The organism is Ruegeria marina, from assembly GCF_900101475.1.
GTDB classification, from domain to species: domain Bacteria; phylum Pseudomonadota; class Alphaproteobacteria; order Rhodobacterales; family Rhodobacteraceae; genus Ruegeria_B; species Ruegeria_B marina.
The window spans coordinates 320479-343313 of the sequence record NZ_FMZV01000002.1; the positions used below are offsets into that span (position 1 = coordinate 320479).

The window sequence follows — 22835 nt, forward strand, 5'->3', positions numbered from 1 at the left end:
CCACATGAAGTTCAGATGACAGAAGAGTTGATCCTTGCCAATGCCACGCTGGTACTGCCCGGCGAAACCGTCACCGGCAGCCTCCGCATCGCGGACGGAACCATCGCCGAGATCGACCAGGGCGCGCGGGTGCCGGCCGGCGCGGTCGATTGCGAGGGCGATTTCCTGTCGCCCGGGCTGGTGGAACTCCATACCGACAATCTCGAACGCCATATCCAGCCGCGCCCCAGGGTGGACTGGCCGCATGCCGCGGCCATCCTCGCCCATGACGCGGAACTGGCGGGTACCGGCATCACCACCGTGTTCGACGCGATGCGGGTGGGATCGATCCCCACCGGCGCCGGGCGCTATCTGAAATACGCGCGCGGCCTGTCGCAGGAGCTGTGGCAACTCCGCGAGGCGGACGCGCTCAAGATCAGCCATTTCCTGCACCTGCGGGCCGAGGTCTGTTCAGAAACCCTGGTCGAAGAACTGGATGAATTCGGCCCCGAGGACCGCGTCGGGCTGGTGTCGCTGATGGACCATACGCCGGGCCAGCGCCAGTTCCGCGACATCAGCAAGCTCGAAGCCTACATGAAGGGCAAGCATGCGATGGATGACGACACGTTCCTGCAGCATGTGGCCCAGCTCAGGGCATTGCGCGACCGCCACGGCGACCAGCACGAGACCGAGACGGTGCGCGCTGCCGCCCGTTTCGGCGCGGTGCTGGCCAGCCATGACGACACCACCGCCGCGCAGGTGGCGGTATCGGCAAGCCACGGCATCCGGCTGGCCGAGTTTCCGACGACTGTCGAAGCCGCCGAAGCCTGCCACGCGCATGGTATCAAGGTGATGATGGGCGCGCCCAACCTGATCCGGGGCGGATCGCATTCCGGCAATGTGGCGGCACTGGATCTCGCGGAACGGGGGCTGCTGGACGTTCTAAGCTCCGATTACGTGCCTTCGGCGCTGCTTCTCTCGGCGGTGCGTCTGGGCGAAATCTGGGGGGACATGGCGCGCGGCCTTGTTACGGTGACTCGCGCGCCCGCCCGTGCGGTGGGGCTGGCTGACAGGGGCGAAGTCGCGCCAGGCCAGCGGGCCGACCTGATCCGGTTCCGCATGCGCGCAGGTGTGCCGGCGCTGGTATCGGTCTGGTCGCGGGGGCGGCGCGTGGCCTGAACGCTCGCGGCAAAGCGACGCGGCGCCAAACCAATCAGCGCCGGGCGAACCCGGCGCCGCCTGGCGGTTCCTGGTCCGGCGAATTGCGCGGCGCGTCGGCCGGTGCGACTTCGGGCGCGGCCGCGCAGGCGATCCCGTCCAGATCCGCATCGTTGCGGGCATGATAGCCCGGCTCGCCAGACCGCGCGGGCGCAAGACCCATGGCCTGCGCCGCATCGCACCCGGCCAGCGCCGCCAGATGCCGCAGGGAAAGCTCGGGTTCAAAGGGGCTGGTCCGGATGTAGATGCCGACCGCGGTGATGCAGGCCAAGACCGGGATCGAGGCCAGAAGCATCGCGATCCGGCGCGGCGACAGCGCCTGCGCTCGGGCGCGCCCGGCCCGTTTCCGACGCCGCGACGGATCTGCCGAAGCAGCTTGCCTCAACTCGGGATAGAGCGCTTCACGAAGGCCTTGCAATTCGGACATGCGCCAAGAATGGCACCGCAATATGGCGGCGTCATGGCGACGGCCCGGATCGCTTCGAGCAATCTCTGCTCCACAGGTAACTGGCGATCCCACGAGGACTCGAACCCCGAACCTGCTGATTAGAAGTCAGCTGCTCTATCCAGTTGAGCTATGGGACCGCTTGGGGCCTGTTATGCCACGCGCGTGCCGGGGGTCAAGCGGCGGAGCGCAAGTCCAGGTGCATGAATATCGACCACGGGTCTTCGGCATAGCTGTCGAAGGGGCCGCATTCGACAAAACCATGACGTTCATACAGTCTGCGGGCGGGCAGGAAATCCTCGGTCGAGCCGGTTTCCAGATACACACCGCGCGCCCCCTCTGCGCGGGCATGGTCGAGCAGGAATTCCAGCATCGCCCGACCGGCGCCGGTGCCGCGCGCCTCGGTCACGGTATGCATCGACTTCAGTTCCATCGAACCATCGGGCAGCGTCCTGAGCGCGCCCATTCCAATCGCCGCGCCGCCCTGACGGAGCAGGAAAAAGGCCACATCCGGGGCGTCCAGCCCGCCGCCATCCAGCACATGGCAACTTTCCTCGGGCGATTGCGAGGCCATCAGCGCCACATGGCGGGCGATCAGCGCAGCCGCCTCGGGCTGTGCCGGGCTGGTCCGCACGATCTCGAAAGCGGGCATGAGGGTCAGTGCGTCCAGGGTCCGCGCCGGTCGGTGGCGAAATTCTCGCCATAGCCGCGATGGCGCAGGTTGGGCTTGCGCTTGTGCGGTTCGGTGACCACGGCGTCGATCCCGTTGGCCCTGGCGTAGTCCAGCGCCTCTTCCTTGCTGTCAAAGCGCAGGCGGACCTGAGTCTGGGTATCGTCGGACGAGGTCCAGCCCATCAGCGGATCGATCTCGCGCGCTGACCCTTGGGCGTATTCCAGAACCCATTTGCGGGTCTTGGCCATGCCCGAGGTCATGGCATTCCGGGAGGGCTGGTAGATCCGTGCGCGCATCGCTTGCTCCGTCGTCATAGGCTGTCTCTATATGCGCGGATCGGCGGGAACGGGCAAGACCGGAATCCGCGACCGCTCGTCGCCTGATGCGGGCAGCCAACACCTGGGCCAGAGCAAAAACGACAGTCAATGCCGCTTGTTGCAAGCTGGGCCGCGTTACTGCCCGGATCGCAGGCGGTGGCGCATTGCTGCACAAATCCGATGCCGATTGTGCGACAGCCAGCTAGACCCGGCAGAGGAACTGCCTTACCAATCAGGCATGGGCAACGAACGGATATCGCGGCGCCTCTCAGCCATACTGGCCGCTGACATCGTCGGATATTCCCGGCTGATGGCCGAAGACGAATCCGGGACCCTGAGCGCGCTGAACCAGCACAGGCGCGATGTGTTCGCCCCCTGCGTGTCACGCAACAACGGCCGCATCGTCAAGCTGATGGGCGACGGCGCCCTGGTCGAGTTCCTCAGTGTGTCAGACGCAGTGCAATGCGCCAGGGAAATACAGGAAACGATGGCGGGGCAAGACAACCCCGCCGGCATCGTTCTCAGGATCGGCGTCAACCTCGGCGACGTCATCCTGCAGGACGACGACATATTCGGTGACGGCGTGAACGTCGCCAGCCGGTTGGAGCAGTTGGCCCGTCCGGGCGGCATGTGCGTTTCATACGTGGTACAGGAAAGCCTGGGCGACCGCCTGGGGATCACCTTTCAGGATGGCGGGCAGGTGTCGGTCAAGAACATCGACCGCGCCCTGCGGGTGTTCCACTGGCACCCGCAGGATGCATCACCTGCACCCGGAAACGCGCCGGGGCCTGCTGGCGCAAGATCGCGGGAACCCGGCTATTCCATTGCCGTCCTGCCGCTGGACAACATGTCGGGCGACCCCGAGCAGGAGTATTTCTCGGACGGGATCAGCGAGGACATCATCACCGACCTGTCCAAGGTGTCGGGCCTGACCGTCATCGCGCGCAACTCCAGCTTTGCCTACAAGGGCAGGTCCATCGACCTGCGCATCGTCGGGCGCGAGCTTGGCGTTACCCATGTTCTCGAAGGCAGCGTCAGGCGCGCGGGCCAACGCGTGCGCATCACCGCCCAGTTGATCGACGCCACCGACGGCAGCCATGTCTGGGCGGACCGCTACGACCGGGACCTGACCGATATCTTCGCGGTGCAGGACGAAGTGACGCTGGAGATCGTGAAGGCGCTGAAGGTGTCCCTGTCGCCCCGCGAACGGGCAAACATCGCCGACGTCGGCACGTCGAACATCGACGCGCATGAAGATTACATGCGCATGCGCGGATTCCTGTTCTTCCCCGGCATGGATGCCGAGGGCTGGCGCAAGGCCGTCGCATATGGAGAACGCGCGATCGCCCGCGATCCCGGCTATGCGGACGCCTATGGCATGCTGGCCCTCATGCACCTGCTGGACTTCCACAATCACTGGTCCGGCGCGCCTTCGGAAGAGGCGATGCAAAAGGCGGACACTCTGGTCCGGCGCAGCCTGGAGCTTGGCCCCGACAGCATCTGGTCCAACAACGCCTATGCCGCCATTGCGCGGTGGCAGGGCAAGCTGGACGAAGCCTTGCAGGCACTCGACACCGCGATGGCCACAAGCGCGGATTACGCGTTGGGCTGGTTCACAAGGGGCGAGATCGAGATTGCCCAGGGCAAGCTGGACGATGCGATCGAACACCTTGAACGCGCGATTCGGCTGGACCCGTCCTTCCGGCATCAGTTCATGCAATTCCTTGCCATGGCCCATTTCCTCAAGGGCAGTTTCGAGACCGCGGCGCTGTTTCTGAGAGAACGGGTTTTCCTGGTGAAGGATACCGACATCGGGCGCGCCTGGCTGGCCTCGGCGCTGGGGCATCTGGGCGAGATCGAAGAGGCGCGCCGGATCTGGCAGGAGATGCTTGAAATCAACCCGTCATTCGACATTCGGAACCGGCTGGCCCGGCTGACCCTTGCCGACCCCTCCCACGGGGAGCTGGTTTTACAGGGGCTTGAGAAGGCCGCTTTGATCGGAGCCGCTTGAGATCCGGCCTGGCCCGGCACTCTCTGCCACGCCACATGAACCGTCTGTACGGAACGGATGGCCGTCCCAAAAAAGAAAGCCCCCGAGCGGGGGCTTTCTCTGAAAATTCCGACATACCGCGAACACGCGCAAGCTGCGCTGACACGGTATCTGCAATGGCTCAGGCCAGTTGCAGGTTGGTCGCGCTCTGGCGGCCGTCGCGGCCCGATTCCAGGTCGAAGGTCACTTTCTGACCATCGTCCAGCGAGCGGATGCCTGCGCGCTCCAGAGCGGTGATGTGGACGAACACGTCCTTGCTGCCGCCATCGGGCGCAATAAAGCCGAAGCCTTTGGTGGCGTTGAACCATTTCACGGTGCCAGTGGCCATCGTGAGATCTCCTTTTTGTATCGTTGCCCGCGGAATGCGACAACCCGGCCAGTCAGTTCGAAATCGAGGGACTGTGGCCGAATAGGAGAACAGTGTGTCGAGATAGAAAGCAGTAGCATCCCACACATGTGCGCTGTGGCCGCAATTTGCAAGGAAAATCGCCGTAATACCAAAATTCTCCTGCGGATGCGGCGCAAATTCAGCGATCCCGCACGCTCGTTGGACTTCCGCGATCAGGTTTCGATACCGTCCAGCTTGCCCTGGGGGCTGCGGATCGCACTGGCAAGCGCCTCGGCCAGATGCAGGTGAGATTCGGGCAGAACCGGACAACGCGAACAGATATCTGGCCGGGGCGCGAGCGATGCCGCCCGTCGGAAAACGTCCCTTGCGGCGTTTTTTTCACCTCCGGCCTGCAAGGCAAGGCCGCGCAGGACATGCATCGCCCGTTCCTTGGGTCGCGTATCTGCTGCAAGGCGGGCATCTTCTGCCGCCAGATCGTAGCGGCCACCGCAGAAATGGGCCGAAGCCCTCAGAAAGCGCCGGTATGGGATCATCGGATTGTGCACCTGCCTTTGCAGCAGCAGCCCGTATTTTTCGGCAGCCCTGTCGAACTTTCCTTCGACCATCAGGACATGGGCTTCCAGTTCGTGGTTTTCCGCATAGGCGGGGTTCAGGTCGCGGCTGCGTTGCAGATCGGCACGCGCGCCCGCGATGTCGGACATGCAATTGATCCGAAAAAGGCCACGGGTCCAGAACACATAGTCACTGCCAGGATTCTGCTCGATCGCAGTATCAAGATCGTCGGCCAATCCCGCCAGCAGGTCGGGAGCAAGTGCTGCGTATCGCGCGGCATGGGTCATGATCTCGGCCTCGGCCCGCATCGCCAGCGAAACGCCATCGCGCGGGTTCATCCGTATCGCGCGTTTCATCAGCCGCAGGCCGTCGATCCAGTCCTCGTAGGTCAGCCGGTAAAAGGCGTTGGCCGCCCGCGCCCGCAATTCCGAAACGCTCAACTCCTCTTCGGGGATATGCGCCAGCCGGTCGCCATCAAAGGCGTTGGTCTGAATCCTCAGGTCAGCCTCGGCGCGTTCCAACACCACGTCGCAGAAATCGAAGATGTCCGCCGTATCCCGGTCATAGCTTTCCGACCAGACCGGACGGCCATCCGAGCGCAGGACCAGCGACAGGCTCAGCCGTCCGCGCCCGCCTGCAACCCGCAGCCTGCTGCGCAGGTCATAGGTGGCATGTTCGACCGACCGGTTCGCGGCGTCCAGCACCACGACGCCCTGCCGCCGCGACATGCGGATCACCAACTGGTCGTGCAGGTCGCCCGCAAGGGCTGCGGTTTCCGCGTCCAGCGGCGCATATTCGATGGCCGCAACCGCGATCGAGGTAATCTGGTCCGGGTCGGCCTTGCGCCTGTGCATTGGCCGCCACTGGTACAATCGCACCGGCTGAGCGATATTCTTCAGCCGAAATGTTCCCGCATCCTTGAGTTCACCCGCCAATTGGCCGGACAGTTGCCGGAACAGATCCTCCGATATCATCAGCCCGCCCGGTGGCGCCTCGGCTTCGATCCGTTGTGCGATGTTAAGGCCCGAGCCATAGAAATCCTCGCCGTCGGAAACGATCTCGCCGATATGCGCGCCGATACGCAGCTTGAGTTCGGTTTCGGCCTGCAACTTCTTCTGAAGGCTCATCGCGCAATCGACACAGGCCGGAACGCTGCCGAACGATACGATCCAGCCGTCACCCAGACGCTTCAGAATCCGGCCCGCATGTGTCTGAACCTCCGGCTCCAGCAAGTCGACACGCAAACTGCGAACAAGGTCGATCGTCTGCTGCTGGTCGACCTCCATCATGGCGGAATAGCCGACGATATCAGCGAACATCAGGACGGCAAGCTGGCTGTGCATCGGCTCTCCTTGCGGTACCTGCCAGTTTATGGGATCGCGGCGTGCTGTAAAGCTTTTGCACAATTTGTCCGTACCAGCGCGCCGAGATGCACATTCATGCCGCCAGATAGTCCTTGAGGCGCGCAGGATATTCCTCGGACGGCGCCTTGCGGATCCGGGGGGCGGTGGCTGGCCGAACCGCTCGGCAAGCTTGCCCGCTGACGCCAGATTCCGGCATCAGCCGGCCACCCCCCTTGAACCGGAACAAAAACAGACCAAGATCGGAGCGGAAAGGAATCCCCCGATGCCCTATGCCCATTCCGACAAGTCCGAAGCGCTGATGCATGCCCCCGCGCCGGACGTGAAGGCCCGGCCCAAGCTGGAAGGCGGCCGCCGCTTCGTCATGCAGACCGAGTTTCAGCCGGCCGGCGACCAGCCCACCGCCATCGCGGAACTGGCGCAGGGCGTTCTGGACGGCGAGCGAAACCAGGTGCTGCTGGGGGCCACCGGCACGGGCAAGACCTTCACCATGGCCAAGGTGATCGAGGAGACCCAGCGCCCCGCCATCATCCTGGCCCCCAACAAGACGCTGGCCGCGCAATTATACGGCGAATTCAAGGGCTTCTTCCCCGATAACGCAGTCGAATATTTCGTCAGCTACTACGACTATTATCAGCCCGAGGCCTACGTGCCGCGCTCGGACACCTACATAGAAAAGGAGTCCCAGATCAACGAACAGATCGACCGCATGCGCCACTCGGCCACGCGGGCGCTTCTGGAGCGCGACGACGTGATCATCGTCGCCTCGGTTTCGTGTATCTACGGTATCGGCTCGGTCGAGACCTATGGCGCCATGACCCAGGACCTCAAGGTTGGCGGCAATTACGACCAGCGCCAGATCATCGCCGACCTCGTGGCCCAGCAATACCGCCGCAACGATCAGGCGTTCCAGCGCGGCAGCTTCCGGGTGCGCGGCGACTCATTGGAAATATGGCCCGCCCACCTCGAGGACCGCGCCTGGAAACTCTCCTTCTTCGGCGAGGAGCTGGAGGCGATCACCGAATTCGACCCGCTCACCGGCCAGAAAACCGACACCTTCGACCAGATCCGCGTCTACGCCAATTCGCACTACGTGACACCCAAACCGACGATGCAGCAGGCCATCCTCGGCATCAAGAAGGAGCTGCGCCAGCGGCTCGACCAGCTGGTGGGCGAGGGCAAGCTGCTGGAGGCGCAACGGCTCGAACAGCGCACCAACTTCGACCTGGAAATGCTCGAGGCCACCGGCGTCTGCAACGGGATCGAGAACTATTCCCGCTACCTCACCGGCCGCGCGCCGGGTGAGCCGCCGCCGACGCTGTTTGAATTCATTCCCGACCATGCCATTGTTTTTGCCGATGAATCCCATGTCTCGGTCCCCCAGATCGGCGGCATGTACCGGGGCGACTACCGGCGCAAGTTCACGCTGGCCGAACACGGCTTCCGCCTGCCCTCCTGCATGGACAACCGGCCGCTGAAGTTCGAGGAATGGGATGCCATGCGCCCGCAATCGGTCTTTGTCTCGGCCACGCCCGCGTCCTGGGAGATGGAGCAGACCGGCGGCGTCTTCACCGAACAGGTGATCCGCCCCACCGGTCTTCTGGACCCGCAGGTCGAAATCCGCCCCGTCGAGATGCAGGTCGACGACCTCTTGGACGAGGTGCGCCGCGTCGCCGCCCAGGGCTACCGCACCCTTGTCACCACGCTGACCAAACGCATGGCCGAGGATCTGACCGAATACCTGCACGAACAGGGTATCCGCGTCCGCTACATGCATTCCGACATCGACACGATCGAACGGATCGAGATCCTGCGCGACCTGCGCCTTGGCGCCTTTGACGTGCTGGTGGGCATCAACCTGCTGCGCGAGGGGCTGGATATCCCCGAATGCGGTCTCGTCGCCATTCTGGATGCCGACAAGGAAGGCTTCCTGCGCTCGGAAACCTCGCTGATCCAGACCATCGGCCGCGCCGCCCGCAACGCCGATGGCCGCGTCATCATGTATGCCGACCGCATCACCGGCAGTATGGAACGCGCGCTCGCCGAAACCGACCGCCGCCGCGCCAAGCAGATCGCCTATAACGAGGAACACGGGATCACCCCCGCCACGGTGAAAAAGAACGTCGAGGATGTGCTGGCCGGCCTCTACAAGGGCGACACCGACATGTCCCGCGTCACCGCCAAGATCGACACGCCGCTGCACGGGGCAAATCTCGAGGCGGTGCTGGACGGCTTGCGCAGCGACATGCGCAAGGCCGCCGAGAACCTGGAATTCGAAGAGGCCGCGCGTCTCAGGGACGAGATCAAGCGTCTGGAAGCGGTCGACCTCGCCATCGCCGACGACCCGATGGCCCGGCAATGGGCGGTCGAGAAAGCCTCGGAAGAAGCGGTGAAGTCCAAGGGCCGGTCGACGGCGGGCAGGCCGGGGCAGCGGGGCGGGAATGTGAAGCGGAGGGGGCGGTGACCATGCCGCAGTACTATGGAGGCTTCAACGGTGACCTTCTGCGCGCCGTTTTCTGCATTGAGAATCAATGTGTTAAAGAGTTGTACGCTTCAAGTCAGATGCCTCTGATATTGAAAGAGCAGCATTCGGAGTTCGACAAGTTCATACTTGATGGAACAATCCCCGATGACTTGATTGGAGAATGGAACAAATATTTTCAGTCCAGCTTTGTGCTCCCTTCTTGGACAATTAATCGCATAGAACTTTTAGAGGTAGAGCCTGGGACAGTACTTCGAAGAATGGCACGGAATTTTATGGAGTATCAACACCAACCTCCCAGCGTGTACAGCAATACAGACGCAGACTACGTTGAATTTATCCAATTGATTCAAGAAATAGAGCTTCTGATTGAAAGGTTGGATGCAATTTGTAGGGTTATCTCTCCAATTGGCAGAAACTTGAAGAGTTTTGGGCCTCAGATATCTGAAGTCCACATCCTCAGTTGCGTGAACATAGAAAGCCAGATGAAGCGTATACTTAGCGAAAATGGCTATAATAAAGATTCGTATTCAACTTCGGATTTCGTAAAATTGTTGGTGCCGATGAAGCTTGCGAATTATGCAGTCAAGTTCCAAAGATATCATTGGATTGATGCAAAGAAGCCATTCGAAGCTTGGGACCCAGAGGCCCCGACGAAGAGTTTACCTTGGTTTGATAGATACAACTCGGCAAAACATGACAAGGGGAATGTTAACTATCAACCTCGTTTGGATGATGTGTTTTCCTCTATTTCTGCGTTGCTCGCGGTAACTGCGGCTCAATTCGGCGCTACAAACACAGCTCGCTTCACATCAAGAATGCGAGATAGCGTTCATTTTGAAGGCTTCCCGGTTTGGGAACAAAGCCAGTTATACATTCCACCAGATCATGTAGGTAAAAAAGATTGGGGATACACGCGATTTTTTGGAGGGTTAGCCGAAGGGCAAGCGTAACAAGTGTAGGGTGGGCAGTCCTGCCCACCATCCCGCCATCGAATATTAACTCCCCCGCCGCATGGGTGCGCAAACTACCCACCCTACGGCGGCGCATCGGTGGGCAAAATTGTCCACCCTACGTTACTCGCCAAACGCGCCGTCGGTCGGGGGAACAACCCATTGCGCAGCGACACACCTCCACTTCCCCTCTCCCCCAACCGCCCTATCTCCCCCGGCATGAGACTGCTTGCCCTGATCCTCTGCCTGCTGCCGGGCCTTGCCCTTGCCAATGACCGGGACGGCTGGACCAGCCCGGCGCCTTTGCCCTCATGCGCCATGCGTTCCGGCTTTGACGGGCGCCCGCCCGGCGCATAGGGTGGCTGCATGAGCGAGATCAATCCCACCGGGCCCGACGCCTGCAAACCCGCGAAGATCATCCCCGCAGCCGCTGCCCGTCTCTCCGCCTGTCTGCGATAGGTCGCTGCCATGACCCGTTCCGACCCCTACCTGCCCGCCGATGCCGAAACCCGCTCTCAGGCGCGGGCGCTGATCGACGGCGCGCGGCATGGCGCGCTGGCGGTGCTGCAACCGGGCAGCGGCCTGCCTTCGGTCAGCCGCATCGCGCTGGCCACGGACAAGGACGGCACACCGGTTTCGCTGGTCTCCGCCCTGGCGGCCCATACCGGCGCGCTGGAAGCAAATCCCGCCTGCGCCCTGCTGCTCGGGGAACCGGGCGCGAAGGGCGACCCGCTCACTCATCCCCGCCTGACCCTGCACTGCACCGCGCAAATGGTCGCACGCGGGACGCCCGGGCATGACGCACTGCGCGTCCGTTACCTGGCGCTCCGCCCCAAGGCGGGACTATATGCCGATTTCGGCGATTTCCGCTTTGTCCGCTTTGCCATCGCCGATGGCCTGCTGAACGCCGGCTTCGGCAAGGCGGTGCGGCTGGCGGGCGAGGATCTGCACGGGCAGAGCCTGTCGGGAGCGCCCCGAAAGCCCTAGGCGCGGCGGCGCGGGCGCTCATCCTCGACCCGTAAAGTCACCCCCTCACTCGACGCGCTTCCGCGCAGGAACAGGTCCGGGTCGGCGACCTGGGGATAGGCCTGGGCCCATTCACGATAGCGGTCATTGGTAACGATACGTGCGCCAAGGTTCCGCGCCTGCTCGATCAGCAGCGGGTCGGCAGGTGTTCCCTTGGGTGCCACGTTGATGTTCGAAGCCGGGTAACGCAACACGCGCGACAGCTCTCGCGGCCCCATGTACCGCGAGGCCACCAGGTATCCGACATTCGCGTCGAACCACAGGACCGGTGTCCAGCCCCGCGAAACCAGTTCCTCGATGCAGTCACGGACGGTGTTCAGCCGGGGGGTGTCGTCATGCCAGTACATCACGTTCGACCCGTCGACGACGATCCACTGTTCCGGCCGCCTTATCCTGCTGCGGATCAGCAGCAGCACACTCATCACAAGGCCAAGCACGGCCAGCAGGAGGGCGGGGTTCAGGGCCGGACCGATACCCACGACGGACCAGGTGAACAGGGCAAGAGATAACAACAGAATCAACAGCGAAACGACCATAGGTTGATCGTATCACCGATTCAGTCGCCCATGGCAACATCAACCCGGCGGGTTGGCTAGTCCTGCGGCATCAGCGCACCACATGCACCGCGCATTGCGCATGGCGAACGACCTGTGCCGCAGTCGAACCCAGCAGCAGGTCCTGCATGCCCGGGCGGTGCGAGGAGATGATGATCAGATCGGGTTTGTTGGTCTCGGCCCAGTCCAGGATCGACCGGCCCGAGTGCCCTTCGATCAGCACGCCGGTGGCATTGGGCAGCCCGGCGGCCAGCTTGTCCAGCTCGGTTTCAAGCGCCTTGCGTGCCTCGGCCAGATAATCGGGCGGCATGTAGGAAATCGCGTAGGCCGGGATGTGTTCGACCACGTGCAAGAGCGTGATTCGCGCCTCGGGCGTGGCCAGCAGTTTGGCCAGCTTCAGCGGACCCGAAATGTCGCGTTCGGAATCGAAGGAAATCGGAACGAGGATATTGTGATACATGGTTCGCGCCTTTGTTGAGAATGCGTACAGATTGCGCTGCGGACAAGGTTCCTGCCTTGATCCAGATCACGCCCGGAACAGCCGTGTCAGCCGGCGTCGAAGGTCTCGGCCACCTCGTACATCACCGGCTCGAAGCTCTTGCACATCTCGTTGAGCCGGCGGTTTCTCTCGCGCATCTCGGCGGTGCGCAACATGGCCAGGAAATCCTCGCGCCGCCGCCATTGCGAGTAATTGGCAATGCGGGTCTGGGCGTCATTCACATGCAGGCCAGCAGCGATAAATCCGGGTTGTTTCGAGATGAACTCGGCATAGGCATCGGTCAGCGCCTCGAGTAGATCCTGGCAGGTACCCGGCGTCATCTCGAATGTGGTGATCACGGTTTGCACCGGGGCGGACTTGACGATCTTGGGCATGGGGGTCTCCTTCTCCTGCCCCCTCAGCCTATCACAGCTTTTCCAGCGCGCGTTCTATTTCCTGCATCAATCCAGTCACTTCGGCATGGGCCGGCCCCTTGGGCGCCTCCAGCGCCGCGCGCCCCTGCCCCAGCGTTTCGGCATAGACGACGCGGTTGGACATTACCGCCTGCGCCAGTTCTGCCTTCAACTCGCCCGCCTTGGCAGCCACATCCTGTGCCAGCCGGGTTCCAGGGCGGTTGCGGGTCATCACCATCAGCGCGGGCTTGTCTTCACGCTCGGCCAGGTAAAGCACCATCTCCACCGCCCAGAGATCAAGATGAGAGGTCGCCACCGGTATCAGCACCAGGTCGGCCTCGCGCAGGGCCGGCCGCAGGTCGCTGTCGGCCTTGGGTGGCGTGTCGATGATCACGAGGTCAAAGGCCCTGGCCAGCTTGCGCACCTCGTAGCTGACGCCCCAGGCCGAAGCAGTGGAGAACTCCAGCCCCGGATCCTCACCCGCCTCAAGCCGCGCCATGAACCAGCGCCCTGCCGAACCCTGCGGGTCGGTGTCCATCAGCGCCACCCGCTTGCCAGCACGCGCAAAGGCGACCGCCAGGTTCACCGCCAGCGTGGTCTTGCCCGACCCGCCCTTCTGTTGCGCGACCGTGATCACCTGTCCCATGCGGTCCTCCATGATGCCGCAATGCAGCATAGCGAGGCCATCACAGATCACAACGACAATTCGCATTTGCAGCCTGCGGCATCGCCGCCCGGTTGGCCATCCTAACACTTTGTTAACCAATCCCGGCAAGGCTGGCACCGGAGGAACGCAATGGGTCGGGTGCTGCTTGCCTTGTGGATCTGCCTTTTCGCCGCCGGGCAGGCTCTGGCGGGCGCGTGGCTGCGCGACCACGGCACCGGGTTCACCGCCGTTTCCACCACGCTTTACCGGTTCGACGGCTATTTCGACTACAAGAGCGCGGTCTACGGCGAATGGGGCGCGGACGAGCGCTGGACGCTCGGACTCGACATCAATGAACAGCCGGGTCTTGCCGGTCACGTGCTGCTCTTCGTCCGCTACCCGCTGGCCGACATGGGGCGGCGCGGCCACCTCGCCGCCGAGGCCGGGCTGGGCGGTCATCACTGGCTGGGCGACTGGGGCCGGATGACCAAAATCACCCTGTCCTATGGCAAGGGCCTCGACACCCGCTGGGGGCACGGCTGGGTCGCCGCGGACACGGCATGGGAACGTCGCTTCGGCACCGCGGCGGATATCTTCAAACTGGACCTCACCGCTGGCCTTTCCACCCCGCGGCGCATCGACCCGATGCTGCAACTGGAAACCGCCTATGTCGCCGGCCTGCCGCTGTTCTGGACCCTTACGCCCTCGCTGCTGATCGACGCGGGCAAGGGCGGCACCTGGGTGGTCGGGCTGGAACGGAAATCGGACCTGCCCGGCACGATCGGGCTGAAGCTCGGCTTCTGGCGTAACTTCTGAACCTTTGAACGGCTTCGGGGCCGCGCGTGCGCGCAGCCCCAACGTCAACCCCGCGCCTACTTGTCGGCGCGCACAGTGGCTATAACAGTACCCCTGACCGGCTCGCTCCAGCGCAGCCGGATCATCTCCTGCCCGGCGCCCTGCTGCGACTGAGTGTAAGGTGTCAGGTAGCGGATCCCGCCATCCGAAACCGTCAGTGGTCCCTGCGCAACAACGGACTGGACGCCCCGGCTCTCGGCACCGAACGGCAACCTGCCTTCGGTGTCGATCAGCCAGTTGTCCGAAACGGTGGTCTGTTCATATTCCAGCCGCAGCGGGTTCTCTGACTGGATGCTGACCCCGTGGTACATGTTGCCTTCGAAGATCAGGTTCTTCGTCCGGTCATAGTTCAGCCCCGAAAAGCTGGTATCGACCCGGTCGGCCCTGTCGATATAACCGTTGATCGAGCGGAACTTGTTGCCGGTCACCGTCATACCGTTGATGAAATGCCCCACCCCGTGCGGCTTGATCACTATATAGCTGAACCAGGGCGCGACCTCGCCCGACAGAAAGATGTTGTCGGTAATGCTCATCGAACTGAACGAGAAACCGCCGGTGAAATCAGGATCGGCATCCTGCTCGTTGGTCCATTCAAAACTGCAATTGTCGACATAGTTCTCGGCAAAGGTACAGCTGGCATAGGTGCCGACAACGACGATCCCCGCGGTGCGCGGTCCGTTGGGAACCGCGTCGCCCTGGAAAAAATGATTGCCCAGGATCATGTGGTTCTGCCCGGCCATCACCCCGAAATGCCGAAAGTTCGTCGCCCTGTTGTGACGCAGCTTGACATCGTTGGCATTGACGTTGAACGCGATCGTGGTTCGGTCTGCCACGTTCGCCCCCTCTTCCGCAGACAGGAACTGGCAGCCGTCGATCAGCATTCCCTGGCAGCCGCCACCGATCGAGGTGATACCACGGTCTTTGGGCCGACTGATGAAACAGTCGAACAACGCGAATGTTGCGCCCGCCGGGGCCAGCAGCATACCGCTGCAGGTGTTGTTGCACTGGAACTCGATGTTCTGAAGGTTGAACTTCGACAACGAGCTGAAGCCGCTGAAATCCAGCATGTACTTGTAACTGTGAAAGGTGAAGACCTGGGTCCCGGCCGCATCGTAAAGCGGTGCGTTCAAGGTGATTTCCCCTGCGCCCACGTTCTTTGATCGCACATAGATCTCGCGCCCCACCCCGGCGCCTGTCACCCGCGCTCCCACCGGGATATTGGCAATGTTCACGACATTGGTCAGGATACGTTGGTTGGCGGGATCGTATGTCGCTTGCGACGTGAAGGTCTCGGTATCCCAGGCCGGGCCATCGACCGCTTCCAGCTGGCCATTGCGGATCACCCGCCGCGTGGAATAGCTGTCGCGGTTGGGAACCGCCGCCTGCATGTCGATCGGCGCGGTGATCATCACCTTGCGCCCGCCCAGGTCCAGCGATTCGTGGTCCACCCCGTTCAGCAGCGCCTGGAACGCCTTCCGAAACGCGGTTTCCTCGTTGCCGAAGGCCGAGATATAGGCAGGCAGGTTGTAGTTCTTGGTCAGGATCAGCATCTTGTCGACCGGCATCGACACGGTGCCTTCGAACTCGACCTCGGATTGCAGGTTCACCGTTTCGCCCAGGAAATAACTCCCCTCGGGCACGAACACCCGGCGGCCACCTGCCGCCGCATCCGCCGCCTCGAACGCGGCGGAATCGTTGCTCACCCCGTCGCCCACGGCGCCATAGTCGCGCACGTCCACAAGGCTCAGCATGTCCCGCAGAAACACACCGGTGATATCGGTGATCTCGATATCGTCGATCCGGACGATCCCTCCGCTCGGTCCCTCGAGATCAAGTCCGAAATGACCGTAAAGCGCCGCCCGCCCCCAGGGCATGTCGACGCCGCCGCGATTTCCCGAACCGACGATGCCCGTCACTTCGACCACATCGCCATAGGTTGTCAGCGTCACGGCCGGGGTGCGTTCGGTCACACCAGCCACATGAGCACCACCGGCGCCGCCGGCCCAACCTGCGACCCGCACGCTGGGCAGGTTGCCGCTGATCGCCTTGATCCGCACTTTGATTTGCAGGTAGCAGCCAGGCAGCAATGGCGTCTGCCCCACGTAGCGCAGTTTTTGCAACGCGCTTGTCTTCTGCAATTCCAGGCAGCCGCCGAAATCCGCGTCCGCCGGGACAAACGCGGCATTGGGCGCGCCATCATAGGTATCCGACCCCGGCGTGCCGTCGCCGCTCGACCATACGTCCAGCCCCAGTTGAAAGGCGGGCGGCATGAAGTTGATGCCCTCGGTGATTGCCTTGTTCATCCATATCCCTTTCCCAATCGCGCCGCAGATTGCCTGCCCTGGCGCATGCATGTGACGGGTCCGGGTCGTCCCCGAACGCGCCACAGGACTAGGAGAAAGGAATTAACCGGCACTCATTGCACCGTGACGGTCGTGTTGCCTCAGGCGGAAAGACCCGGCGCCTTCAGCACCTGCACCGCGTTGATCTTCCAGCCGTTTTCCAGCTGGATCATCTGGTAATCCAGGTAATGCACCGCGCCCTCGGCATCGGTGATCCGCACCGTCTGCCACAGCGCGCCGCCCCTCTCGTGCAGCTCAAGATAGGTCACCTCCGCCGGCCGCCATACCATCGGATAGCCGCCCCGCACCATCGCGCCGAAATTCTCGGGTGTGCGAAAGATGTCGCGGATCGTAGGGCTGGCAAAGCTGAAGGCGGTGGCAAGATCATCGGCCAGAAAGGCCTCGATCTGGCCGCCGATCACCGCCTCGATCTCGTCGCTCTGGGCCTGCGCCGGGCCAGCCAGGCCGACGCAAAGGGTCATAATAATCAGCAAATGGCGCACGGCATGTCTCCCGGCTGTGTCTTGCGATACGAGCCGCGGAAGCGTTCGGATCAGTCCAGCTCGGTCCAGGGCCAGGGCTTCACCTCGCTGGCCGCCGTCTGGAACCGGGCCGCCTTGGCGATCCAGATGCCCAGATCGGTGCCGAAATCCGCCAGCCGCTCGTTCGGTTGCCCTTTGCTCACGGCCATGATGATGAACTGCACCACCGTCACCACCGCCAGGATCGTCTGCGCAAGGTTGATCATCACAGCGATCAGCAGCATGAACAGCAGCCGCCACCACAGGCTGTCGCGCTGCCCGGGCTCGTTCTGCTCGCCGTGCATCCGGCCCCGGAACCTGTCTTCATCCGTCATTGGCATGGCATCCTCCGCGTCTCTGACGCAGCAGAGCCTACCACATAAGACGACGCCCGCCAGCGGACGCCGTCTTCACCGCCACAGGTTTTCAGGCCAGCTCGCCCGCCAGTGCTTTGTCGATCAGCGCGATGGTCTCGGGAATGCCGTAAAGCGCGATGAACCCGCCGAAACGCGGACCTTGCGACGCGCCCAGCAGCACCTCGTACAGCGCCCCGAACCAGGCGCGCAGCGGGTCGAACCGGTCGCGGCCCACGGCGTAGACGACGGATTGCAGCGCCTCGTCCTCGACCGGCCCGTCATAGGCCGCCAATTGCGCGCGCAGTTCCACCAGCGCCTCGCGCTCGGCCTCGGTCGGCGCCCGGTAGACCCGCGTCGGCTTGACGAAATCGTTGAAGTAGCGCACCGCAAACCCGGCCGCCTGATCCATATCCGGATGGCTCTCGGCGCTGGCCTCGGGCGCATAGCGGCGGATAAAGCCCCACAACGCCTCCTTGTCCTCGGCCCCCGAGACACTGGCCAGGTTCAACAACATCCCAAACGGCACGATCAGGGTCGAGGCCGGCACATCGCCGCCGTGGATGTGCCACACCGGGTTGTTCAGCTGCGCCGCCAGATCCTGGGTCGGATAAGCGCGCAACTGCTGGTGATACTCGTCCACCGCCTTGGGGATCACGTCAAAGAACAGCCGCTTGGCGGTCTTCGGCTTCTGATACATGAAATAGGCCAGGCTTTCGGAACTGGCATAGGTCAGCCATTCGTCGATGCTCACCCCGTTGCCACTCGACTTGGAAATCTTCTGCCCGTTCTCGTCCAGGAACAGCTCATAGGTGAAATGCTCGGGCGCGGGCACGCCCAGCACCCGGCAGATCCCGTCATAGATCGGCGTGTTGGTCGAGTGATCCTTGCCGTACATCTCGAAATCGACGCCCAGCGCCGCCCAGCGCGCGCCGAAATCGGGCTTCCATTGCAGCTTCACGTTGCCGCCCGTCACCGGCAGCGTCCATTCGCGCCCGTCCTCGTCGTCAAAGGTGATGGTGCCGTCCTTGGCGTTCACCTCCTTCATCGGCACGTACAGAACCCGCCCCGTTTCCGGGTGGATCGGCAGGAAGATCGAATAGGTCTGCTGCCGTTCCTCGCGCAGCGACTTCAGCATGATCTTCATGATGTCGTCATAGCGTTCGGCGGCGCGCAGCAGGATCTCGTCGAACTGGCCCGACTTGTAGAACTCGGTCGCCGAATAGAACTCGTACTCGAAGCCGAACGTGTCGAGGAACCGCCGCAGCATGGCGTTGTTGTGATGGCCAAAGCTTTCATGCGTGCCAAACGGATCGGGCACCGAGGTCAGCGGCTTTTGCAGATGCTCGCGCAGCATCTCCTGGTTGGGCACGTTGCCCGGCACCTTGCGCATCCCGTCCAGATCGTCCGAGAAACAGATCAGCCGGGTCGGAATATCGCTGATCTCGTGAAAGGCGCGGCGGATCATCGTGGTGCGCGCCACCTCGCCGAAGGTGCCGATATGCGGCAGACCCGAGGGGCCATAGCCGGTCTCGAACAGGACATACCCCTTCTCCGGCGGCGCCTTCTCATAGCGTTTGAGCACCCGCCGCGCCTCTTCAAAGGGCCAGGCCTTGGACGCAAGGGCGAGTTCACGCGAGTTGGACATGTCGGTCTCCATCGGGGTACACGGGCGCCCCATGCGCCCTGTCGGGCTGTCCTATTGTGCCAGTGCAGCATGAGTCAATAAACCGGCGTCCGATCAGCCCTGTTTCCGGGCATTTTCGGCGATCCAGTCCAGGATTCCGCGAACCTGCGCGTCCGCCGCCAGCCCGTCGCGGGCCGCCATGAAATAGCCGCGCGCCGAAACCGCCTGCGGCCCCTCCAGCCGCACCAGCGCGCCGGTGTCCAGGAAACTGTCCAGCACCCCCTCCCAGCACAGGCAGACCCCCTGCCCCGCCAGCGCCGCGTTGATCACCATCGCGTAAGAGTTGAAATCCAGCACCCGCGCCCCGGCCGGCATCTCGGCCCCGACCGAGCGGAACCAGCTCGGCCAGTCGTGCCACTGGCTGCGCGCCGCCTCCATCGTCAACAGGGTCATTCGGGCGAAATCATATGCGCTGCCGCTCATCTCCCGCCGGTTCAGGTAGAGCGGGCTTGCCGCCGGGAACACCCCATCGCCCAGCAGCCGGACGTCTCCGGCGTCCTCCGCCAGCCCGAACCGGATCGAGATATCGCCGGGGCGCTGCGGTTCACCATACTCCTGACTTATGATGCGAATCGTCACCTCGGCGAAGGTGTCTTCCAGCTCTCCCAGCCGGGGGATCAGCCAGAACGCCACCAGTCCTGACGGCGCGGTAATCGTCACCACCTTGCCCCGGGCCGCCTGCCGGATTTGCGCCACAGCCGTTTCGATCTGCCCGAACCCACCCCGCAAGGCCCGCAGCAAGTCCTTGCCATTCTGCGTCATTCGCACCGGTTTGTGACTGCGGTCGAACAGGGCACAGCCCAGATCGGCCTCCAGTGCCGCAATCCGGCGCGAGATTGCCGGTTGCGACACATTCAACTCGGCCGCCGCCGCCGTCAGTGTACCGTGGCGTGCCGCCGCATAGAATGCCGTCAGCCCGGAAAAGCCTGGAAGCCGCTCCATATATCATAACCTCATCGTATAATCTTGTGCATCTTTACGCGATTGCCCGCGCCCGGCAAGCGGCTGTATTGGTGCCGCAGAACAAGGAGCCCGCCATGACCGACCTTCTCGACAGCTTTGCCGCCGAAATCGGCACCGCCACGCCGCTGCACCAGGCCAGCAACCTGCCGCATGCCCCGCTTGCGGTGGATGCCGCCCATGTGCCGCTGTCCGGCGGTACCGACCCGGCCTATGGCGAGGTGCGCTGGCGCACGCTGATCAACGGCACCCCCGAGGCGCCCCGCGACATGGTGCTCGGCATCGCCGAATTCGGCCCCGGCGACCGCCTGCTGCCGCACCGCCATACCCCGGCGGAATTCTATTTCGGGCTCGAAGGCTCTGGCACCGTCACCATCGACGGTATGCCGCACCACATCGCGCCGGGCATCGCACTCTATATCCCCGGTGACGCCGAACATGGCACGGTCGCCGGCCCCGAAGGTCTGCGTTTCGCCTATGGCTTCCCCTCGGCCGGGTTCGAAAGCATCGAATACCGCTTTTCCGCCAGCGCCTGATTGCCGCAAACCGGGCCGCGCGCAAGGAGTTGAACCCGTGGCGCGCGCCGCCTATCCTGCGCCGCAGCAACCACGCAGGCAGGACCCGACCATGAGCGACCAACTCCCCCATCCGATGACGCCCCAGGATTGCCTTGTCGCGATCATGGTCGCTGTATCCGCCTCGGACGAGAACATCCGCACCGCCGAACTGGTCAAGATCCAGTCGGCGGTGAACATGCTACCCGTCTTCGCCGATTACGACATTGACCGCATGAAACAGGTCAGCCAGGTCGTGTTCGACCTGTTCGAACAGGAAGAGGGGCTTGATGCGCTCTTCGGCCTCATTCGCGACAACCTTCCCGAGCGGTTGTTCGAAACCGCCTATGCGCTCGCCTGTGACGTGGCCGCGGCCGATGGAGTCATTGCCGGAACCGAACTGCGCCTGCTCGAGGAAATCCGCTACGAGCTGAACATCGACCGCCTGCACGCCGCCGCAATCGAGCGTGGGGCCCGTGCGCGCCACGTGGTCTGACCGGCAACTGCCTCAGCTGCCATAGATCGCGCCCCAGCGTTCGATCAACTCCTGTTGCAGCTTCTTTGACCGCGTGTTCCAGCCGCGCGCGCCCTCGGGGCGCTCGCGATCCTCGGGGCGTATGCGGGCCCGCCGGTCGAAATCGGCGCTGAAGATGGCAAAGGCCAGCACCTTGCCATCCGCCGCGGTCATGAACCCGCCCAATCCCGAGACAAAGTTCAGCGTGCCGGTCTTGGCCACCACCCGGATCGGATGATCCCTGACCACCCGGCCCTTGGCGTCGCGCATCGGGATATCCTTCAACAAGCCCGGCAAAGTCCCCGCCTTGCCCGCCTGCACCAGCGCCGCGGCCAGACCACGCGGCGTCATGCGCGAGGCCTCGCCCAGCCCGGAATGGTCGACAAGGCTGGTGCCGGCCATGCCGTATCGCTCCATCGCCCAGGCGCTCATCGCCTGACCCGAGTCCCTCAGCGTGCCGGGTTGGCCGCCGCGCGCGATCGTTGCCGCCAGCCCGACCATCTCGGCGGTCAGGTTGGTTGAATATTTCAGCATGTCGCGCAGGATCTCGGTCAACGGCTCGCTGTCGTGATGCGCCAGCATCCGCGCCCCCGCGGGCAGGCTTCTGATCACCTCGACCTTGCCCAGAACCACCCCGTTCGACCGGGCCAGCGTCTGGAACACGTCACCGGCATAAAGCGCGGGCTTGCGCACAGGCAACCAGCGCGAACCGTCCTGGCCCAGTGCCTGGCTCGCCACGGTCCAGCTGTCGACGCGCGGGCGCTGTTCATAGGTATAGATCGGCAGCGCCCGGTTCACGACCTTCATCTCGGCCATGGCGACCGCCGGTCTGATCTTGGCGCTGCGCGCGTCCATGCCCACGGACCAGCCCTTGCCTGCCCGCTTCCACTCGAAATGCACCCGGTTGAAATTGAGCGCGATCCCCGACACCGCCGGGCTGTAACCCACGTGATCGGGCTGCTCGGGGTCGATGCTGAACACCTCCGGCAAGGCCCCGTCATAGACCTTGAACCCGCCGCGCACCTCGTGCACACCCGCAGTCTTCATCGCCCGCGCCAGGCTGGCAAGCGCATCGGTATCCAGCACCGGATCGCCGCCCCCGGCCAGAATCAGGTCGCCCTTCAGCACTCCGTTCTCGACCGGGCCGTCCGCCAGCACCTGCGTCCGGAACCGATAGGACGGTCCCAAAGCCTCCAGCGCATACAGCGCGGTCAACGCCTTGGCGACGCTCGCAGGCGGCAGACCGGTCGCGCCCTCGACCGACTCCAGCTCCTCCCCGGTCTGCGCATTGGCCACGGCAAAGCCGATGCTGCCCGACAGTCCGGCCCGCGCCAGCAACGCTTCGGGCCGGGTCACGCCGCCGACGTCGAACGGACGCAGCGGCGGGCGCAGCGAGGTGGCAGGCGGGGCCGCCAGCCCTGCAGCCGGGCTCAGCACGGCGGCAAGCCCGCACAGGAAAAAACGTCTGGAAATGCGATCGACCATACTCGCATAAAAGCGCAGCACCAGCCCGCGCACAAGTGATCCCTTGCGGGCTTTTCGTCCGGTTTTTC

The 22835-nt window shown here is 63.5% G+C and carries 23 protein-coding genes and 1 tRNA gene; 8 read left to right on the forward strand and 16 right to left on the reverse strand.

Annotated elements, in window-relative coordinates:
• The first annotated feature begins 15 nt into the window (after positions 1–15).
• Complete coding sequence (locus tag BLT75_RS03905) at positions 16–1158, forward strand: alpha-D-ribose 1-methylphosphonate 5-triphosphate diphosphatase (protein WP_093027892.1); 1143 nt, start codon at positions 16–18, stop codon at positions 1156–1158.
• Between the two features lie 34 nt (positions 1159–1192).
• Here BLT75_RS03905 and BLT75_RS03910 read toward each other — a convergent pair whose 3' ends face one another.
• From BLT75_RS03910 to BLT75_RS03925, 4 genes are all read right to left on the reverse strand, one after another.
• Positions 1193–1624, reverse strand: coding sequence for an excalibur calcium-binding domain-containing protein (locus BLT75_RS03910; RefSeq protein WP_143028513.1), 432 nt, complete (start codon positions 1622–1624; stop codon positions 1193–1195).
• An 81-nt stretch (positions 1625–1705) separates the two neighbouring features.
• Positions 1706–1782, reverse strand: a tRNA-Arg gene (locus tag BLT75_RS03915).
• Between the two features lie 35 nt (positions 1783–1817).
• Positions 1818–2294 carry a GNAT family N-acetyltransferase gene (locus tag BLT75_RS03920; RefSeq protein WP_093027893.1) on the reverse strand — a complete coding sequence of 159 codons (477 nt, stop codon included), beginning with the start codon at positions 2292–2294 and terminating at the stop codon, positions 1818–1820.
• A gap of 5 nt (positions 2295–2299) precedes the next feature.
• Complete coding sequence (locus BLT75_RS03925; protein ID WP_093028191.1) at positions 2300–2611, reverse strand: ETC complex I subunit; 312 nt, start codon at positions 2609–2611, stop codon at positions 2300–2302.
• 259 nt (positions 2612–2870) lie between these two features.
• Between BLT75_RS03925 and BLT75_RS03930 the strand changes: the two genes are divergently transcribed.
• Positions 2871–4643: an adenylate/guanylate cyclase domain-containing protein gene (locus BLT75_RS03930; RefSeq protein WP_176827832.1), complete on the forward strand. Its 1773-nt coding sequence runs from the start codon at positions 2871–2873 to the stop codon at positions 4641–4643.
• Between the two features lie 160 nt (positions 4644–4803).
• On the opposite strand, the gene BLT75_RS03935 is transcribed toward BLT75_RS03930, so the two are convergent.
• Both BLT75_RS03935 and BLT75_RS03940 read right to left on the reverse strand, forming a co-directional pair.
• Positions 4804–5010: a cold-shock protein gene (locus BLT75_RS03935; protein WP_093027896.1), complete on the reverse strand. Its 207-nt coding sequence runs from the start codon at positions 5008–5010 to the stop codon at positions 4804–4806.
• A 233-nt stretch (positions 5011–5243) separates the two neighbouring features.
• A complete protein-coding gene (locus tag BLT75_RS03940) occupies positions 5244–6926 on the reverse strand; it encodes an adenylate/guanylate cyclase domain-containing protein (RefSeq protein WP_093027897.1) in 1683 nt (560 codons plus the stop codon).
• Positions 6927–7209: 283 nt separating this feature from the next.
• Here BLT75_RS03940 and uvrB point away from each other — a divergent pair, with 283 nt between their 5' ends.
• From uvrB to BLT75_RS03960, 3 genes are all read left to right on the forward strand, one after another.
• Positions 7210–9408: an excinuclease ABC subunit UvrB gene (uvrB, locus tag BLT75_RS03945; protein WP_093027899.1), complete on the forward strand. Its 2199-nt coding sequence runs from the start codon at positions 7210–7212 to the stop codon at positions 9406–9408.
• Between the two features lie 2 nt (positions 9409–9410).
• Complete coding sequence (locus BLT75_RS03950; RefSeq protein WP_093027901.1) at positions 9411–10379, forward strand: hypothetical protein; 969 nt, start codon at positions 9411–9413, stop codon at positions 10377–10379.
• Between the two features lie 468 nt (positions 10380–10847).
• Positions 10848–11366: a HugZ family pyridoxamine 5'-phosphate oxidase gene (locus BLT75_RS03960; RefSeq protein WP_093027905.1), complete on the forward strand. Its 519-nt coding sequence runs from the start codon at positions 10848–10850 to the stop codon at positions 11364–11366.
• Here the strand turns inward: BLT75_RS03960 and BLT75_RS03965 are convergent.
• The 4 genes from BLT75_RS03965 to parA all read right to left on the reverse strand — a co-directional run bounded on the left by BLT75_RS03965 (position 11363) and on the right by parA (position 13496).
• On the reverse strand, positions 11363–11941 hold the full coding sequence (locus tag BLT75_RS03965; protein ID WP_093027907.1) for an NYN domain-containing protein: 579 nt from the start codon (positions 11939–11941) through the stop codon (positions 11363–11365). The two genes, BLT75_RS03960 and BLT75_RS03965, sit on opposite strands and share 4 nt — an antisense overlap.
• A gap of 70 nt (positions 11942–12011) precedes the next feature.
• Entirely contained in the window at positions 12012–12419 is a 408-nt protein-coding gene (locus tag BLT75_RS03970; RefSeq protein WP_093027909.1) for a universal stress protein, read from the reverse strand.
• 86 nt (positions 12420–12505) lie between these two features.
• Positions 12506–12832: an antibiotic biosynthesis monooxygenase family protein gene (locus tag BLT75_RS03975; protein ID WP_093027911.1), complete on the reverse strand. Its 327-nt coding sequence runs from the start codon at positions 12830–12832 to the stop codon at positions 12506–12508.
• A 31-nt stretch (positions 12833–12863) separates the two neighbouring features.
• A complete protein-coding gene (parA, locus tag BLT75_RS03980) occupies positions 12864–13496 on the reverse strand; it encodes a ParA family partition ATPase (RefSeq protein WP_093028193.1) in 633 nt (210 codons plus the stop codon).
• A gap of 150 nt (positions 13497–13646) precedes the next feature.
• On the opposite strand from parA, the gene BLT75_RS03985 reads away from it, so the two are divergent.
• On the forward strand, positions 13647–14312 hold the full coding sequence (locus tag BLT75_RS03985; RefSeq protein WP_093027913.1) for a hypothetical protein: 666 nt from the start codon (positions 13647–13649) through the stop codon (positions 14310–14312).
• Between the two features lie 56 nt (positions 14313–14368).
• Here BLT75_RS03985 and BLT75_RS03990 read toward each other — a convergent pair whose 3' ends face one another.
• The 5 genes from BLT75_RS03990 to BLT75_RS04010 all read right to left on the reverse strand — a co-directional run bounded on the left by BLT75_RS03990 (position 14369) and on the right by BLT75_RS04010 (position 20196).
• Positions 14369–16654 carry a glycosyl hydrolase family 28-related protein gene (locus BLT75_RS03990; protein ID WP_093027915.1) on the reverse strand — a complete coding sequence of 762 codons (2286 nt, stop codon included), beginning with the start codon at positions 16652–16654 and terminating at the stop codon, positions 14369–14371.
• A gap of 140 nt (positions 16655–16794) precedes the next feature.
• The gene (locus BLT75_RS03995) at positions 16795–17196 is read right to left on the reverse strand and encodes a DUF4864 domain-containing protein (protein ID WP_093027917.1); all 402 of its coding nucleotides are present in this window, start codon (positions 17194–17196) and stop codon (positions 16795–16797) included.
• A gap of 50 nt (positions 17197–17246) precedes the next feature.
• A complete protein-coding gene (locus BLT75_RS04000) occupies positions 17247–17549 on the reverse strand; it encodes a DUF4389 domain-containing protein (protein WP_093027919.1) in 303 nt (100 codons plus the stop codon).
• Positions 17550–17640: 91 nt separating this feature from the next.
• Complete coding sequence (locus tag BLT75_RS04005; RefSeq protein WP_093028195.1) at positions 17641–19215, reverse strand: lysine--tRNA ligase; 1575 nt, start codon at positions 19213–19215, stop codon at positions 17641–17643.
• Positions 19216–19308: 93 nt separating this feature from the next.
• Positions 19309–20196, reverse strand: coding sequence for a LysR family transcriptional regulator (locus BLT75_RS04010; RefSeq protein ID WP_093027921.1), 888 nt, complete (start codon positions 20194–20196; stop codon positions 19309–19311).
• A gap of 95 nt (positions 20197–20291) precedes the next feature.
• On the opposite strand from BLT75_RS04010, the gene BLT75_RS04015 reads away from it, so the two are divergent.
• Both BLT75_RS04015 and BLT75_RS04020 read left to right on the forward strand, forming a co-directional pair.
• Positions 20292–20750, forward strand: a complete 459-nt coding sequence (locus tag BLT75_RS04015; protein ID WP_093028197.1) for a cupin domain-containing protein — start codon at positions 20292–20294, stop codon at positions 20748–20750.
• A 91-nt stretch (positions 20751–20841) separates the two neighbouring features.
• A complete protein-coding gene (locus BLT75_RS04020; RefSeq protein ID WP_093028200.1) occupies positions 20842–21264 on the forward strand; it encodes a tellurite resistance TerB family protein in 423 nt (140 codons plus the stop codon).
• 12 nt (positions 21265–21276) lie between these two features.
• Here BLT75_RS04020 and dacB read toward each other — a convergent pair whose 3' ends face one another.
• Positions 21277–22767 carry a D-alanyl-D-alanine carboxypeptidase/D-alanyl-D-alanine endopeptidase gene (gene dacB, locus BLT75_RS04025; RefSeq protein WP_093027923.1) on the reverse strand — a complete coding sequence of 497 codons (1491 nt, stop codon included), beginning with the start codon at positions 22765–22767 and terminating at the stop codon, positions 21277–21279.
• Between the last annotated feature and the right edge of the window lie 68 nt (positions 22768–22835).